General features: G+C 66.1%; 11 protein-coding genes and 1 pseudogene. 4 read left to right on the forward strand and 8 right to left on the reverse strand.

Features of this window, described 5'->3' with window-relative positions; all coding sequences use genetic code 11:
• Positions 1–54: 54 nt before the first annotated feature.
• Positions 55–3,052 (reverse strand): annotated as a pseudogene (gene putA / locus ACVWY3_RS36235) (bifunctional proline dehydrogenase/L-glutamate gamma-semialdehyde dehydrogenase PutA).
• 114 nt (positions 3,053–3,166) lie between these two features.
• Here putA and ACVWY3_RS36240 point away from each other — a divergent pair.
• Entirely contained in the window at positions 3,167–3,628 is a 462-nt protein-coding gene (locus tag ACVWY3_RS36240; protein ID WP_027563828.1) for an Lrp/AsnC ligand binding domain-containing protein, read from the forward strand.
• Positions 3,629–3,799: 171 nt separating this feature from the next.
• Here the strand turns inward: ACVWY3_RS36240 and ACVWY3_RS36245 are convergent, their stop codons facing one another.
• The 4 genes from ACVWY3_RS36245 to ACVWY3_RS36260 all read right to left on the reverse strand — a co-directional run bounded on the left by ACVWY3_RS36245 (position 3,800) and on the right by ACVWY3_RS36260 (position 7,679).
• A complete protein-coding gene (locus tag ACVWY3_RS36245; RefSeq protein ID WP_008563500.1) occupies positions 3,800–4,000 on the reverse strand; it encodes a cold-shock protein in 201 nt (66 codons plus the stop codon).
• A 209-nt stretch (positions 4,001–4,209) separates the two neighbouring features.
• On the reverse strand, positions 4,210–4,518 hold the full coding sequence (sorB, locus tag ACVWY3_RS36250; RefSeq protein WP_456842729.1) for a SorB family sulfite dehydrogenase c-type cytochrome subunit: 309 nt from the start codon (positions 4,516–4,518) through the stop codon (positions 4,210–4,212).
• 12 nt (positions 4,519–4,530) lie between these two features.
• Positions 4,531–5,730, reverse strand: coding sequence for a SorA family sulfite dehydrogenase catalytic subunit (gene sorA / locus ACVWY3_RS36255; protein WP_456842730.1), 1,200 nt, complete (start codon positions 5,728–5,730; stop codon positions 4,531–4,533).
• Between the two features lie 221 nt (positions 5,731–5,951).
• Complete coding sequence (locus ACVWY3_RS36260) at positions 5,952–7,679, reverse strand: adenylate/guanylate cyclase domain-containing protein (protein WP_456842731.1); 1,728 nt, start codon at positions 7,677–7,679, stop codon at positions 5,952–5,954.
• 463 nt (positions 7,680–8,142) lie between these two features.
• Between ACVWY3_RS36260 and ACVWY3_RS36265 the strand changes: the two genes are divergently transcribed.
• On the forward strand, positions 8,143–9,774 hold the full coding sequence (locus ACVWY3_RS36265; RefSeq protein WP_456843540.1) for a glycosyltransferase family 39 protein: 1,632 nt from the start codon (positions 8,143–8,145) through the stop codon (positions 9,772–9,774).
• Here ACVWY3_RS36265 and ACVWY3_RS36270 read toward each other — a convergent pair.
• A complete protein-coding gene (locus tag ACVWY3_RS36270; RefSeq protein WP_456842732.1) occupies positions 9,683–10,711 on the reverse strand; it encodes a YcjF family protein in 1,029 nt (342 codons plus the stop codon). The two genes, ACVWY3_RS36265 and ACVWY3_RS36270, sit on opposite strands and share 92 nt — an antisense overlap.
• A complete protein-coding gene (locus ACVWY3_RS36275; RefSeq protein WP_456842733.1) occupies positions 10,708–12,177 on the reverse strand; it encodes a YcjX family protein in 1,470 nt (489 codons plus the stop codon). The genes ACVWY3_RS36270 and ACVWY3_RS36275 overlap by 4 nt, the downstream gene beginning before the upstream one ends.
• A 186-nt stretch (positions 12,178–12,363) precedes the next feature.
• Here ACVWY3_RS36275 and trhA point away from each other — a divergent pair, with 186 nt between their 5' ends.
• Complete coding sequence (gene trhA, locus ACVWY3_RS36280) at positions 12,364–13,059, forward strand: PAQR family membrane homeostasis protein TrhA (RefSeq protein WP_456842734.1); 696 nt, start codon at positions 12,364–12,366, stop codon at positions 13,057–13,059.
• Positions 13,060–13,123: 64 nt separating this feature from the next.
• A complete protein-coding gene (locus ACVWY3_RS36285) occupies positions 13,124–13,918 on the forward strand; it encodes an SDR family oxidoreductase (protein WP_456842735.1) in 795 nt (264 codons plus the stop codon).
• 141 nt (positions 13,919–14,059) lie between these two features.
• On the opposite strand, the gene mdlC is transcribed toward ACVWY3_RS36285, so the two are convergent.
• Entirely contained in the window at positions 14,060–15,682 is a 1,623-nt protein-coding gene (gene mdlC / locus ACVWY3_RS36290; RefSeq protein WP_456842736.1) for a benzoylformate decarboxylase, read from the reverse strand.
• Positions 15,683–15,694 lie beyond the last annotated feature (12 nt).

The following is a 15,694-nucleotide window of genomic DNA, read 5'->3' on the forward strand; positions in this document are numbered from 1 at the left end:
ACGGCGCCGGGCGCAGGGCCCAGCTGCATCCGGGCCGCGAATTCAGACGCGTCCTCACTCCTCTCCCGCCAGCAGCGCCGCATTGCCACCTGCTGCCGCGGTGTTGATCGTCACGGTCTGCTCGGTCGCAAACCGCGCAAGATAGTGCGGGCCGCCGGCCTTGGGGCCGGTTCCAGACAGGCCATTGCCGCCGAACGGCTGCACGCCGACCACGGCGCCGATCATGTTGCGGTTGACATAGATGTTGCCGATCTGGACGCGATCGATGATGGCTTCGATGGTGTCGTCGATGCGCGAGTGGACGCCGAGCGTGAGCCCGTAGCCGGTGCGCGCGATCGCCTGCAGCACGCGCTCGAGGTTCTCGGCACGGTAGCGCACGACGTGGAGGATCGGGCCGAACACTTCCTCTTTGAGCTGGCGCGGCTTCCTTGAGCTCGAAGATGTGCGGCGCGACGAAACAGCCTTCGGGCGCGCTGCCGGCAAAGTGCAGCTTCGCCTCGCGCGTCATTCGCGCGATGTGCGCATCGAGCTTCTGCTTGGCCTCCCGGTCGATCACCGGGCCGACGTGGGTTGCGACATCTGCGGGATCGCCGATCTTCAATTCGCGCGCCGCGCCCGCGATCATCTCGATCATGCGGTCGGCGACGTCCTCCTGCACGAACAAGAGCCGCAACGCCGAGCACCGTTGGCCGGCGGAACGGAACGCCGATGTCACGACGTCGTCGGCAACCTGCTCCGGCAGCGCGGTCGCATCGGCGATCATCGCGTTGATGCCGCCGGTCTCCGCGATCAGCGGCACGATCGGCCCGTCCTTGGCAGCAAGCGTCCGGTTGATCAGGCGCGCCACTTCAGTCGAGCCGGTGAACACGACGCCGGCGATGTCCTGGTGCGCAGTCAGGACGGCACCGATGCGGCCGTCGCCGGTGACGAGATGCAGCGCGCTTTTCGGGATGCCGGCCTCGTGCAGCAAAGCGACGGCCTCGCGCGCGATGCGCGGCGTCTGCTCGGCCGGTTTTGCCACGACGCTGTTGCCGGCCATCAGCGCCGCTGTGACCTGACCGAGGAAGATTGCCAGCGGAAAATTCCACGGTGAGATCGCGACGAATACGCCGCGGCCGCGCATCGCGAGCGCGTTGCTCTCGCCGGTCGGCCCCGGCATCGCGGCATCGGTGCCGAACAGTTTTCGGCCCTGCGCGGCATAGTAACGGCAGAAATCGGCGGCCTCACGCAGCTCCGACAGCGCGTCCTCGAGCGTCTTGCCGCCCTCGCTTTGCAGCAGTGCGATGAAATGCGCGCCCCGGCTCTCCAGAAGATGCGCGGCCTGCTCCAGCGCTGCCGCGCGCACGGCCGCCGGCGTCCGGCTCCAGGCTGCGAAGCCGGCACGTGCCGAGGCCACCGCCGCGTTGGCCTGATCCGGCGTCGCATCGGCAATGGGCTTCAAATCTGCCGCTTCAGCCCTGACGTCCGTCAGCAACCGATCGAGCGCGGCGCGCTCGCCGAACTCGATGCCGCGCGAATTGCGCCGCTCCGGCGCGAACAGATCGCCCGGCAACGGAATTTTGGGATGCACCGCCGCCTCGGGTCGGACGATGACATCCGCCGGCCGCTGCAACAGTGCGGAAACGGGGACGCGATAATCGGCCGCCTGCGCCACGAACGAAGAGTTGGCGCCGTTCTCCAAGAGCCGCCGCACCAGATAAGCGAGCAGATCGCGATGGCTGCCGACCGGCGCATAGGTGCGGTAGGCGATATCAGGGTGATCCTTGGCGAGCTGCTCGTAGAGCGCTTCACCCATACCGTGCAAACGCTGGAATTCGAAGCCGCCGCTGCCGTGCGCAAGCTCCAGCACGGTCGCGACCGTCAGCGCGTTGTGAGTGGCGAATTGTGGGAAGATGCGCGGCCGCAAGGCCAGCATCTTGGCGGCACAGGCGACGTAGTTGAGATCCGTCATTGCCTTGCGCGTGAACACGGGATAGCCGTCGAGCCCGCGCTCCTGCGCGCGCTTGATTTCGGTGTCCCAATAGGCGCCCTTGACGAGGCGCACCATCAGCTTGCGGTCATGCGCGCGCGCCAGGGCGTCGACATAATCGATCACCGCGCTGGCGCGCTTCTGATAGGCCTGGATCGCGAGACCAAAGCCATCCCAGCCGGCCAGCGAGGGATCGGCGAGCGTCGCCGCGATCACGTCGAGCGACAGCTCCAGCCGGTCGGCCTCCTCGGCGTCGACGGTGAAGTTCAAGTCGTGGGCCTTGGCCCGCTGAGCGAGGTCCAGCAGCAGCGGCACCAGCTCGGCCATCACGCGGTCGCGGCTGATCGCCTCGAAACGCGGATGCAGCGCCGAGAGCTTGACCGAGATGCCGGGTCGGTCGGGCAGGGGATGATCACCGGCCGCCTTGCCGATAGTCTCGATCGCACTGGCATAGGCATCGAAATAGCGCTTGGCGTCCGCCGCCGTGCGGGCGCCTTCGCCGAGCATGTCGAAGGAATAGCGCGGCTTCTGGCCTGAGCGCGGCCTGCCCCGCTCCAGCGCCTGCTCGATGGTCTCGCCCAGCACGAAATGATTGCCCATCAGCCGCATCGCCTGGCGCGTCGCGGTGCGCACCGCCGGGGCGCCGAGCCGCTTCACGAGGCGGCCGATGGTGCCGTCGGGCGTCTCGCCGGGCTGGATCACCCGCGCCGACAAGCCGAGCGCCCAGGCCGAGGCATTGACCAGAAACGCCGTGGACTTGGTCTCGTGATGGATGAAGTCGCCCTCGCCGAGCTTGTCCTCGATGAACTGGTCGGCCGTGCGGGTATCAGGCACGCGCAGCAGTGCTTCGGCCAGCACCATCAGCGCCAGCCCCTCCTTGGTCGAGAGCGCGAACTCGCGCAGCATGTCCTCGACGCCCCCGAGCCGGTCATCGCGCTTGCGGATCGCCTCGATCAGCCGCGTCGCGGTGCGGTCGATCCGCGCCTCCTGCGGCGGCGCCAGATGCGAGGCGGGCAGAAGCTTTGCCGCGATCTCGGCATCGTCGGGCGCGTACGGCGCGGTGAAGGGGGGAATGTTCGGCATGGCGTGTCCTGTGGCTGAAATCCAAGATAAGGCCGGCATGACCGTCGTTCGATAGACAATCTAGTTGTTTTGCCTTAAGAAATGAAGATTATCGATGATCTAGCCAAAGAAAATATGGAACTTGACCGCATAGACCGCAAGATCCTCTCGGTTTTGCAGCAGGACGGGCGAATCGCCAATGTCGAGCTGGCCGAGCGCATCGGCCTGTCGCCGACCTCGATCGGCGAGCGGCTGAAGCGGTTGCAGCGCGAGGGCTTTATCGAGGGCTACGGCGCGCGGCTCAATCCGCACCGGCTCGGCCTCGGTCTTCTGGTGTTCGTCGAGGTGCTGCTCGACAAGACCACGCCCGACAATTTCGAGCGCTTCGCGCGCGCCGTGAAACTCGCCCCTGAGGTGCTCGAGTGTCACATGGTTGCAGGCGGCTTCGATTATCTGGTGAAGGCGCGGCTTGCGGACATGACCGCCTATCGACGCTTCCTCGGCGAGACCCTGCTGTCGATGCCCGGCGTGCGCGAGACGCGAACCTATGCGGTGATGGAGGAGATCAAGCGCGACGCACCGTTGCCGGTGGAGTAACGAAGTGCGGTCGCGATTGTCGTTGCTGTGGCGTTAAGGATGCGGTTTTCGCGGGAAAAATAGCTTTCCGTGTGCAGTCGCAACGCCTGTCGTCGAATGCACTGGCTGTCTTCTGAAATTTTCTTGGCCCCGCTCCCGGACTGATCCGGGAGTCAGCAAAGGCTGGCGGGCTTATACTTTGAGGTTCTCTGCGGAGGTCTTGCCCCGGTTTGCGATCTCTTCGTATTCAACCGTCTGTCCCTCGTTGAGGGTGGACAGGCCGGCTTTCTGCACTGCCGAGATATGCACGAACACATCCTTGCCCCCCGACGCAGGCTGGATAAATCCATAACCCTTCGTCGGGTTGAACCACTTGACCGTACCTTTAGCCATCACGACTTCTCCGCGGGTCTTCCTCCGAGATCGCGAACCGCCAATCCCCGCCAACCGGCCGGTTCGGTCCTAACAGAATACGCGGATTGTGGCGGGCTTGGTAGCTCAAACCACATCCGCATTTCGCCGAATTCAGCTCAACTTCGCGGCGTTTTTGCCGGTTTTGCCCGTTTAGCGGTCAAATGGCCGGGAATGCCGCGTGCCCTCCGTCAATAAGTCGCGGCCAGATAATCGACGATCTTGCCGACATCGGCATCGTCGATCGGTGCGCCATAGACCTTGATCATCTTGGTGACCTCGGCCTGCCAGAAGCCCTTCTTGTCCTTCATCGGCGGCTGCGTGGCGACGTAGTCGGACGAGTGGCAGGCGGTGCAGTTGCCCTGCGCCACCTCCAGATTGGGACCAGGCTTGAACGCGGCGACCTCATCGGGAGTCTTGTAGTTGATCGGCGCCGCAGTCACTGCGCTGATGATGCTGGCGAGCGTGAGCGAGGCGGCGAGGAGAGCGGTGCGCTGCATGATCATTCTCCCTCAGGCCACGGTGACGCGCGTGGTTTCGATGACGTTGCGCAGGTAACCCGCCGGGTTCCAGCGCGGTGTATCCGGCTGGGTCTCGCCGTCATTGCCGGTGGCGCGCACCTTGAGCTCGACGCCGCCGGCGGCGAGTTGCACCGGCAGCTTCCATTCGCGGAATGCGTATTTGCCGAGATCCTTGCCGAGCTTGGCGCTCGCCCAGGTCTTGCCGCCGTCGGTGGAGACCTGGACCTCCTTGATGCCCTTGCCGCCGTCGAAGGCGATCCCCCGCAGCGTCGTGCGTCCCGCTTTCAGCTTGGCACCGTCGGCGACGCTGGTGATGAAGGAGCGGATGGTGAAGCGGTTGATCGGGATGGTCGCCTTCGGCGCGGTGCCCGGCTCGATCGCATTGTTCGGCGTATCGGGAATGCGATAGGCCGACTTCATCCAGAAGCCGTCATAGACGTTGTCGATGACGGTGATCTCGTTGAGGTGCTTGACCCAGTAGGTGCCGTAATAGCCGGGCACGACCAGGCGCAACGGAAAGCCGTTGAGGAACGGCAGGTCCTCGCCGTTCATGCCGTAGGCCAGCATCACCTCGCCGTCGCTGGCGTGGTCGATGTCGAGCGCCTTGATGAAATCGGGCGTCTTGTCGCTGGCCGGGCCGTCCATGCCGTTGAACGTGACCTGCTTGGCGCCGGCCTGCACGCCGGCCATCTCCAGCACGGCCTTCAGCGGCACGCCGCGCCAGCGCGCGCAGCCCATCGCGCCGTTGGCGAGCTGGCCGCCGGCGACGCGCGGCTCGGAAAAGCCGCGGCTGTTGCCGGAGCACTGGTTGACGGCGACGATCTCGGTCGCCTTCATTTTCCTGATGTCCTGGAGCGACAGCTTGAGCGGCTTGTCGACCTTGCCCTTGACTTGAAGCGTAAACTTGTCGGGGTCGAGATTGTAGGGCAGGTCGGAGAGATGATAGCGCACGAAGAACGCGTTGTTCGGCGTGATCGGGCCGTCGTTGAACACCGCGAACGGCGTCTCGAGCTGCGGCGGCCGGCTGGTCAACACGATCATCGGCCGCTTCTGCGGGTACTTCACCAGCGACCGCTCGCCATTGGCGAAGGGCAGCGTGACGGTCTCGAGGGCCAGCGCTTTGGTCGAATTCAGTGTCGCCGCCGCGGCGGCAAGGCCCGCTCCTTTGAGCAGGTCGCGTCGATCGAACATGTGGTCTCCTCCCGGAGCTTTCGTTGGAGCAGCGGTCATCACCGCAATCCCTCGCGCATCTGTCGCGACGACTCGGGCGGAGTCAATTCGTGCTTTCGCAGCAAGGCCATGCCGCTGCGTTGCAGCAAGCCGGGTTATGCTGTCACGAGATTGAGCCGGATTGTCGCGGCGGCGAAGGTGTGCTCCCTCGCCCCGTTCTTGCGGGGAGAGCTGAAGAAGAATCAGGCCGCCACGCGCTCGCCGCGATCGACCAGCGCCGCAAGCTGCCTCGCATCCGCGACCACGCGCACGGCCATCGGCTCGTCGCGGCCGCGAATCGCGACTTCCTGCTGCGGCAGCGAATCGTCGCCAAGGCCCGCGGTGCGGCGCACTTCCTCGGAGACAATGGCCTCGCAGGCCAGCGTCTTGGTCATGTCCTGGAGGCGGGCGGCGACGTTGACGGCATCGCCGAGCGCGGTGAACACGATGTGATCGCGATAGCCGATGTCGCCGATGATGACTTCGCCGCCATGGATGCCGATGCCGAAGCGGATCGGCTCGCGGAGGTCGTGGCTGAGCAGCTCGTTGAGCTCGTCGATATTCGCGGCGATGCTGCTGGCCGCCTTCAGCGCCTGCCGGCAGGCCTGTTGCGGATCGGCCGACAGCCCGAACAGCGCCAGCATGCCATCGCCGACGAACTGGTTCGGCTGGCCGCCATGCTCGATCACCGCCTGCGATACCGCGCCGAGGAAGCGGTTGACGATGAAGACGGTGTCGAACGGCAGCCGCTTCTCGGCCAGCTGCGTCGAGCCGCGCATGTCCACGAACAGGCTGACGAGATAGCGCTCCTGACCGATCCGGGCCGGTGTCGAGGCCTGCCCGCCCGCTGCATGCGTGTGCGGGGTGAAGAGCTGGAAGAAGGAGAGGTCGCACTCGGGCCGCAGCTGGCAGGCGAGCCGGATCGAGGGATCGGCGGTGCCGACGCGGGCGAGCACGAAAGCCTCGCGCTGCGACGGCTCGGGCAGGGCGGCATGGTCGCCGATGATGCGGATGCGGCAGGTCGAGCAGCGGGCGCGGCCGCCGCAGACGCTGGCATGTGGCACGTTGTGGCGCAGGCTCGCCTCCAGCACAGAGAGGCCCTTGGGGACCCGCACCGTCTTGCCGTTTCCGTAGGACAGCGCGATCATGCCGCCGCGCCGTTCGCGCAAGGCCCGCAAACCGCGCGCCGCCAGCACCAGTCCGAGCAGGCCGACATAGCCGATGGTGAGGGTGTTGGTGATGCGGTCGAGCGTTGCAGCCTCGGCCGTCGTTCCGAGCTGGCGGCGGGTGAGATTGTGCGTGCGCCATTCGCCGTCATCGGCATCGAGCATCACGCTGCGGCCGCCCTGGTAGACGCCGAGCAGCGACAGCGTCGGAATCAGCACGGCGGCCGCGAGCAGATAGGGCGCCCCACGCGTGAAGAATGGTTTCAGGCGAAGCCAGAAATAGATGCCGATGCAGCCGTGGATCCAGGCGATGGTGAGCAGGATCGTCATGGTCCAGATGCGGTTTGAGCTGAAGAAGAGATAAAGCTCCTGCGGGTAGAGCTTCTGGTGCCCATACAAGGTTTGGCCGAGCCGCACGCCGATCACATGCGCCATGACCAGCGCCGGAATGCTCAGTCCCAGCACGAGCTGGAGCGGCTCGATCGTCTTCCAGCGGAACTGCCGGCGCTGATACAGCGCGTAGACGCCGAGCCCCATATGGGTGAGAGCGGCGCCGTAGAACACGATCGCGACAGGCAGGAATTGCCAGAACGCCATGTGATAGTAGACGCCGGCCTCCATGGCATCGACCGAGATGTTGCCGAGCGCATGGTTGAGGAAATGGCTGATCACGTAAGCGAACAGGATGACGCCGCAGACCAGCCGCACCTGGCGCACGCCGGTCGAGCGGACGAGTTCGGTCATCTGTGCGAGAGCGGTGGCCATGATTCGGTTGTATCAGTTTCATCAACGAGAACAGCCAGCCTAGCGTTTAATTCCCGGAGTGGACAGCAGGGCCGGTCACATGCGCGGCAGGTTACGAAACCGTAGGGAATTCTAGGGTGGGCAAAGGCGCGCTCTTGTGCGCCGTGCCCACCGATCGGCACCCATTATGCCCACTGTCGTCCCCGACAAGCGCGCCCCCAGGCGCGCGCCGATCCGGGACCCCCGCGCGAGCGCTTGCGCTCGTCGCGATAACGACAGGGCGTGGTTGCAAGTCGTCGTCAAACTTCTCCCCTGGTGATCAGGTGCCCGGGCTTGCGACTACGTCGCGCCCCGGCACGACAGCGGTGTGTGCTGCACCTCCCACACATTGACTCCCCCTCTCAAGTCGGGGAAAAGCGCGGCCGTGACGATCGCTCCCGACATCTCTGCGAAGCCTGACGGCGCCCAGCGCCGGCTCATCCTCATGGCCGTGCTCGTCGTCGCCGCGATGACGGTACTTCGCATCGTCTACGCCTCCGCGCTCGAGCTGCGCACCGACGAGGCCTATTATTGGACCTGGTCGAAGGAGGGCGCGCTCAGCTTCCTCGATCATCCCCCCATGATCGCCTGGCTGATCCGCTTCGGCACGGCGATTTTCGGCGACACCACGCTCGGCGTGCGCTTCGGCGGAATCGTCGCCATGCTGGTGACGCAGCTGCTGCTCGCCGACATCGTCCGCCGTCTCACCCATGATGCCCGCGCGATCATGTTCGCGCTGCTGATGCCGGAGGCCGCGCTCTATTACGGCCTGCTGATGGCCAAAGTCGCGCCCGATGTCGCCATGATCCCGTTTGCGATGGCGATGATGTGGTCGCTGGTGCGGCTGGGGCAAAGCGGCGACGGACGGTGGTGGCTCGCGGCCGGACTGTTCGCCGGCCTGTCGCTGCTGTCGAAATTCACCGCGATCATGTTCGCGCCAGCGGTTGCGGCGTTCCTGCTGGTGCCGGATTGGCGCTGGCGCTGGCTGCGCAGCCCGTATCCCTACCTCGCGGTGCTGATCGCCATCGCACTATTCTCGCCGGTCTTGATCTGGAACGCGCAGCATGATTGGGCCTCGTTCCGCTTCCAGGGCGTGCGCGCCACCGCCAATTACGGCATCTCGTTGCGCACGATCGGCGACTACATCGGCCTGCAATTCGGCCTCGTCGGCTTCGTGATGCTGCCGGTGGTGCTGACGGGCCTCGGGATGACGGCGTGGCGCGGCTATCGCGCCCGCGAGCCGGTCGCGATCCTGCTCTCGACCGCGGTGCTGGTGCCGTTCCTCTATTTCCTCGTGAAGTCGATGACGCTCCGCGTCGGCGACACCTGGCCGATGTTCATGTGGCCGGTGGGCTTCGCCGCCACGGCCGTCAATCTCGTCGTGCTGTCGCGCGAGGGTTGGTCGGCAAGGCTGATCCGGTCGAGCGTGTTCTGGCTCGACACGGCGGTCGTCTCGGGCCTCGCCTTCGTCGTCATCGTGTTCCTGTATTACGTCGCAGCGCCCTGGAATCTGCTCGGCAAGATCGACCCGATCGGCGCCGAGGGCGGCTACGAGCAGGTCGCCGCCGGTGCGCAGGCCGCGCTCGACGAGACCGGCGCGACCTGGATCGCCACCACGGACTACCGCACCTACGCCATGATGCGCTGGCTGTTCCGCGGCCGCGTGCCCGTGATCGAGATCAACGAGCGCGGCCGCTTCCAGGATTTCGGCGATCCCGGCATGGACCGGATCAAGGGCCACGCCGGCATCTACGTCGGCCGCGTGCCGGACAATCGCGCCCCGGTGTGGGATTCGATCCCCGCGCAGCGCCAGCCGCTCGGTGACGTCGAACGCCGCTGGCGCGGTGTCCTGGCGGATACCTATGTGATTGAGAGGCTCACCGGCTGGACCCCGGAGCTGTCCCCGCCGAAGGACTCGCCGCTGTTCTGGTGGAAAGTGCTGGCCTCTCTCTCCCTCTCCCCGCAAGCGCGGAGAGGCGAAGTGGCTACTCCTCCTCGTCCTTCTTCCGCAGCAGATCCGTCGCGAGGTCCGACAGTTTTGGCGGCGGCAGGGCCGCGAACGGCAGCGGGCGCGTGACGTCGATCGCCGCCAACCCGAGCCTGGCCGTCAAGAGCCCGTTCAGCACGCCTTCGCCCAGCCGCTGCGACAGCTTTGCTGCAATCCCGTGCCCGAGCATCTGCTGCACCAGGCTGTCGCTTGCAGCCATGCCGCCGGTGATGGCGAGATGGGCGATGACGTGGCGGAGCAGGCGGATCATGCCGAGCGCGCCGGGACGGCCGCCGTAGAGATAAGCGAGCTGGCGGATCAGCCGCAGCGCTGCGACGAGCACGAACAGCACATCGATCGCCGCGCGGGGCGAGACCGCGGTCACGATCGAGACTTTTTGCGCGGCCGACGACACCAGCCGCCGCGCCTCCGCATCCAGCGGCGACATCAGCTCGCGCTCGGCGAGGCGGATCATGTCGGCGCCGTCGATGATCTCGCCGGCATGGCTTTCCAGCGTGGCGCGGGCGCGCGCCAGCTGCGGGTTCTGGTGCGCGATCTTGATGAGGTCCTGCACGATGACGCGGCTCTCCTTGCGGTCGTCGCTGGCAAGCACGGCGGCTGCGCGCTGATGCAGCTTTTCGATGGTCGCAAGACGCGCGAGCCCGAACGCCTCGCGTCCGATCACCACTGCAAGCGCGAGCGCGGTGACGAAGGCGAGGGCGAGGCCGACGAAGCCGAGGCTTTCGCTGCGCGCAAACAGATCCTCGATCAGATGAACGACACCGAGCCCGGTGCCGAGCAGCGTCAGCCCGGCGAGACCGGACCAGAACAGCGTGCCCCACGAAAATCGGCGCCGCGCCGGCAGCGCAGCTTCAATCGGCACCGGCAGCGCCTGCGGATCGTGCTCCGGCGTGATCTGGATGGTGGCGCGGCTGAGTCGGCTGATCTCGTCGGCTTCGGTGACGACGACGCCGGGATCGTCGAGCCGGAACGTTGCCGGCCGCCGCGGCTGGGATCGGTCGTTCATGCGAGCTTGTCTCCGATCAGGAACTGCAAGGCGCGGTCGAGGCGGATGTGTGGCAGCGCCGGCTCGCTCGCGCCTTCGCGCTCGAGCTTGGGCGGGCGGAAGCGCAGGAAACGGAAATCGCTTCTCTCGGCGGCCTCAGTTGACAGCCCGCGGAACGCGTCCCTGCCGTTGAACAGCGGCTCGGGATCCAGCGGCAGGTCGCCCGGAAAGGTAGCAACTTCGGTGTTGCCGTCGAAGAACTCGCCGCCGGCGCTTTCGCCCGCGGCCGGTGTTCCCAGGATCGACGGCAATTTGTCGCGCCCATGCGCGACCTGGGCTTCGCGCGTGGCGCGGACGGCTGCGAGCGCGACGACATCGATTCCCGCGCCGGTATTTTCCGCGCGCGCCACGGCGCGGCTCACCGCGCGGCGCAGCACGGCCTCGAGCCGGTCGTGGCTGGAATGATGCAGATGATCCGCCTTGGTCGCCGCGAACAGGATGCGGTCGATGCGCGGCCGGAACAGGCTGGAGAGGATGGTGCTCCGGCCGATGTTGAAGCAGTCGAGAATGCCGGCCAGCGCGGCCTCGAGATCGTGCAGCGCCTCGGGGCCGGAGTTGAATGCGGCGAGCGCGTCGGCCAGCACGATTTGGCGATCGAGCCGGGCGAAATGATCGCGGAAGAACGGCCGCACCACGACGTCCTTATAGGCCTCGTAACGGCGCACCATCATCGCCCACAGCGATCCCTCGCCCGCTTGCTCGCCCACGGGCAGGTCCAGCGGCGCGAAGGTCAGCGCCGGCGTGTCGGCGAGATTGCCGGGCATCAGGAAGCGGCCGGGCGGCAGCAGGCTCATCGCAAAGCGCTCGTCGCGGCAGGCGCGAAGATAGTTGGTGAAAAGCCTTGCGGCCGTGAGCGTCGCCTGCTCGTCCTCGCGCGCCTCCGGCTTCAGCGTTGCGAGATGCGCGTGCCAGTCCGCAGCCAGATGCGCCCGCGGCGCCTCGCGCGACAGCGCCAGGCTTTCGGCGGACCATTGCTCATAGCTCTTTTGCAGCAGCGGCAGGTCGAGCAGCCACTCGCCGGGATAGTCGACGATGTCGAGCGTCAGCGTGCGGTCGGCGCCGTTCGGGCGCTGGTAGTCGATGACGAGGCGCAGCTCGCTGATGTCGACCGTCGAGTTGGGCCAGCGCCGTTCCTCGATCAGCGCGCGCAGATGGTTCTCATAGGCAAATCGCGGCACGGCATCGTCCGGCTGCGGCGCCAGATGCGCCCGCGCGATCCGGCCCGAGGCATAGGCTTCGAACACCGGAAACCGCCCGCCGCGGGTGAGGCCATGGATCAGCGCGGTGATAAATACGGTCTTACCGGCGCGCGACAAGCCGGTGACACCGAGCCGCACCGTCGGGTTGAAGAAGTGCTCGCCATAGTCGATCAGCGCCCGGGCCGACAGGCGCGCCTCCTCGACCATGTCCTGGAAACTGAATGCCATATGAACGTTGAGGGGGCTCGGGCGAGGGATACGCAAAATGGACTAATCACAAAAGTGGCAACTGCCTGAGGAAAATCAAGCTTTCATACTTCTACCGCCTTTGTCGGCAAATCAGCCGTTTGAACGACGCGCCGACGCCGAAAGACCGATAAAGAGGGGCATTGCCTCAAGCTTTCCCGGATTGCCATGACCGTCTTCCAACTGAAACAGTTCGCATCCTCCTCAGTCCACGCCGCGGCCGACGTGATCGGCTGGGACTACGATCGCGCCGAGGTGATCGCCGATGGAATCGTCCATGCGATCGGCGTCCTTGCCGGCCTCATCTCCGCGACCGTGCTGGTGGTGCTGACGGTGATCTATGCAACCGCGATCGACATCGTCGGCGTCTCGATCTATGTCGCCGGCCTGCTTTCGATGCTGGTGCTGTCGGCGATCTATAATCTCTGGCCGGTCTCGCCGGCCAAATGGCTGCTGCGCCGGTTCGACCATTCCGCGATCTACCTGCTGATCGCCGCGACCTACACGCCGTTCATCCTGGAAGTGAAGGACAGCGTGTTCGCATTGGTGCTGCTCGCCGGCGTCTGGTGCGTCGCCATCCTCGGCATCGTGCTGAAGCTGTTTTACCCCGGCCGGTTCGATCGCGTCTCGGTCGGAATTTACCTCGCGATGGGCTGGAGCGGCGTCATGCTCTACGACGCCGTGGTCAAGGCACTGCCTGCGCTCGCGCTGGGCTTCGTGTTTGCCGGCGGCATCTTCTACAGCCTCGGCGTGATCTTCCATGCCTGGCGACGGCTGCGCTTCCAGAATGCGATCTGGCACGGCTTTGTCTTGGCCGGCGCGGCATGCCATTATACCGCGGTGCTCGACCTCGTGTTGAGCTGAGCAGGACCGCGACGCGGAATAAGCGGCGCGGTATAAAGCGGTACAAGGCAAGAGGAGACGTCGCATGCAGGTGACCGGCAAGGTCGTGGTCGTCACGGGCGGCGCCAACGGCATCGGCAAGGCGCTGTGCGAGGCCTTTCATCATGCGGGCGCGGCCAAGGTCGTCGTCGCCGACATGGACGCCGCCAATGCGCGGGCGGTCGCCGCCACGGTGAACGGCGCGGCGTTCAAATGCGACGTCGCGCAGGAAAAGGACATCGCGCACGTCATCGAGGAGACCGAGCGGCAGTTCGGCCCCATTGATCTCTTCTGCTCCAATGCCGGCATCGGCGGCGGTTTCGATCCGATGTCGGAGAATGCCGGCGGTAACTCCGACGAGCCCTGGCAGCGCAGCTGGGCGATCCACGTCATGGCCCATGTCTATGCCGCGCGGCATCTGATCCCCCGCATGAAGGCGCGCGGCGGCGGCTATTTCCTCAACACCATCTCGGCGGCGGGCCTTTTGTCGCAGGTCGGCAGCCCGGCCTATTCGACGACCAAGCATGCCGCGGTCGGCTTTGCCGAGAACCTCGCGATCTCGCACAAGGCGCACAACATCAAGGTCTCGATCCTGTGCCCGCAGGGCGTCGACACCAGCATGCTGCGCTCGATCCCGAAAGGCCCGCAATCCGGCGACGGCGATCTCACGCCGGAGCAGGTGGCCAAGGACGTGCTCGCCGGCCTCGAACAAGAGACGTTCCTGATCCTGCCGCACCCCCAGGTGCTCGGCTACATGCGCAAGAAGACCGAGAACTACGACCGCTGGATCGGCGGCATGGCGAAGATCCAGGCCAGGATGCGGGAGGAGTTCGGGAAGTGACCGTTAGCTCATCCCTGGGCGGTTCGCAGGACCGAACCCGAGATCTCGAGAGCGGGCTACGTTGCTAGCCACCGCTCGCGCCAAATACTCCCTATCGTCCCTGCCTGGTGCGCAATTGCGCTCGAGGCGGGGACGACGCGATCAATGCTTCTGCCCATACAGCACCGGCACCGCCGAATCCACGACGACTTCGACGAGGCTGGTGCCCTCAAACGCCATCCCGCGCTTGAGCGCCTCGCCGAGCTCTGCGGCCTTGCTCACCCGCGCCGCATGGCAGCCCATGCCCTCGGCGATCTTCACGAAATCGATCCCCGGCAGCTCCAGCCCGGGCACGTTGCGCACCTGCATCACCTGGCTGAACGAGCGCATCGCGCCATAGCCGGAATTGTTGATGACGACGATGCTCAGCGGCAGCTTGCGCTGCGCGGCGGTCCACAGCGCCTGGATCGAATACATCGCCGAGCCGTCGCCGATCAGGCAGACGGTGCGCTGCTTCGGCTTGCCGAGCGCCATGCCGACGGCAGCCGGCAGGGAGTAGCCGAGGCCGCCGCTCGCCATGGTGTAGAAGGAATCCTGGCCGCGCATCGGCAGGAATTTTTGCATCGCCGGCCGGTGCGAGGGCACTTCCTCGACCAGCGAGGCGCCATCCGGCATCGCCTGCGATAGCGAATGCAGCAGGAATTCGACCGGCAACGGATCGGCGGCCTGCGGCGCCGGCGGCAGCGTGCGTCCCTTCGGCGTAGCGCGCTTGCTTTCCGGCAGCATATCGAGCAGCAGGCTCAGCGCCGGCTTCATCGTCGCGATGATGCTGGTCCCGACCGGCGTCACCGCAGCCGCATCCGGATCGTCCGTGATCTGGAAGATCGTCGCGCCGCCGTCAAAGATCGCGGCGTGGCCCTCGACATGGAAGGTGAACACCGGTGCGCCGATGACGACGACGAGGTCGTGCTCGCGCAGCGCATCGGAGAGTTGTGCGGGCGAGGCATGCAGGAAGCCTGCGAATTGCGGGTGGCGCTCGGGGAACGAGCAGCGCGCCGAGAACGGGCTCACCCAGACGCTCGCCTTGGCCTTCTCGGCGACGCGCACCATCAAATCGACTGCCCCGGCACGATCGACGCCGGGGCCGACCACGAGGGCAGGGCGCTTTGCCGAGCCGAGTGCTGTGACCAGCGCCTCCATCGCTTCCGGGTCGGGACCGATCTCGCGGCTGACCTTGCGCGCCTCGACCGGCGCGCAGGCATGCGTCCAGTCGTCGATCGGGATCGACACGAAGGTCGGCCCGCAGGGCGGCTGCATCGCAGTGTAATAGGCCCGTGCGATCGCGGCCGGCACGTCCTCGGGTCGCGCCGGCTCGACGCTGTATTTGACGTAAGGCCGCGGAAATTCGGAGGCGCGCTCGGCATAGAGGAACGCCTGCAAGGGGAGGATCGAGCGCGCCTGCTGGCCCGCGGTGATCACCAGCGGCGTCTGGTTGCGATGCGCTGTGTAGATATTGCCGAGCGCGTTGCCGACGCCGGCCGCCGAATGCAGGTTGACGAAGCCGGCATTGCGCGTCGCCTGCGCATAGCCATCGGCCATGCCGACGGCGGAGGCCTCTTGCAGTGCCAGCACATAGTCAATGTCGTCGGGCCAATCGCTCAGGAACGGCAGCTCGGTCGAGCCGGGATTGCCGAACACTTTGTTGATGCCGAAGGCGCGCAGCAGGTCGAGCGTCGCCTGCTTCACGGTGACGGACTTGCTGCCGGTCTTGCCGTTCTTGGACATGGTTTCCGTCCC

The organism is Bradyrhizobium sp. USDA 4486 (genome assembly GCF_054057995.1).

What these genes read in the sequence shown, in the direction of transcription:
- ACVWY3_RS36240 (WP_027563828.1), top strand. Translation starts at nt 3,167, where the DNA reads ATGGAACTTGACCGCATAGACCGCAAGATCCTCTCGGTTTTGCAGCAG.
- ACVWY3_RS36245 (WP_008563500.1), bottom strand. Translation starts at nt 4,000, where the DNA reads ATGGCTAAAGGTACGGTCAAGTGGTTCAACCCGACGAAGGGTTATGGA.
- sorB (WP_456842729.1), bottom strand. Translation starts at nt 4,518, where the DNA reads ATGCAGCGCACCGCTCTCCTCGCCGCCTCGCTCACGCTCGCCAGCATC.
- sorA (WP_456842730.1), bottom strand. Translation starts at nt 5,730, where the DNA reads ATGTTCGATCGACGCGACCTGCTCAAAGGAGCGGGCCTTGCCGCCGCG.
- ACVWY3_RS36260 (WP_456842731.1), bottom strand. Translation starts at nt 7,679, where the DNA reads ATGGCCACCGCTCTCGCACAGATGACCGAACTCGTCCGCTCGACCGGC.
- ACVWY3_RS36265 (WP_456843540.1), top strand. Translation starts at nt 8,143, where the DNA reads ATGGCCGTGCTCGTCGTCGCCGCGATGACGGTACTTCGCATCGTCTAC.
- ACVWY3_RS36270 (WP_456842732.1), bottom strand. Translation starts at nt 10,711, where the DNA reads ATGAACGACCGATCCCAGCCGCGGCGGCCGGCAACGTTCCGGCTCGAC.
- ACVWY3_RS36275 (WP_456842733.1), bottom strand. Translation starts at nt 12,177, where the DNA reads ATGGCATTCAGTTTCCAGGACATGGTCGAGGAGGCGCGCCTGTCGGCC.
- trhA (WP_456842734.1), top strand. Translation starts at nt 12,364, where the DNA reads ATGACCGTCTTCCAACTGAAACAGTTCGCATCCTCCTCAGTCCACGCC.
- ACVWY3_RS36285 (WP_456842735.1), top strand. Translation starts at nt 13,124, where the DNA reads ATGCAGGTGACCGGCAAGGTCGTGGTCGTCACGGGCGGCGCCAACGGC.
- mdlC (WP_456842736.1), bottom strand. Translation starts at nt 15,682, where the DNA reads ATGTCCAAGAACGGCAAGACCGGCAGCAAGTCCGTCACCGTGAAGCAG.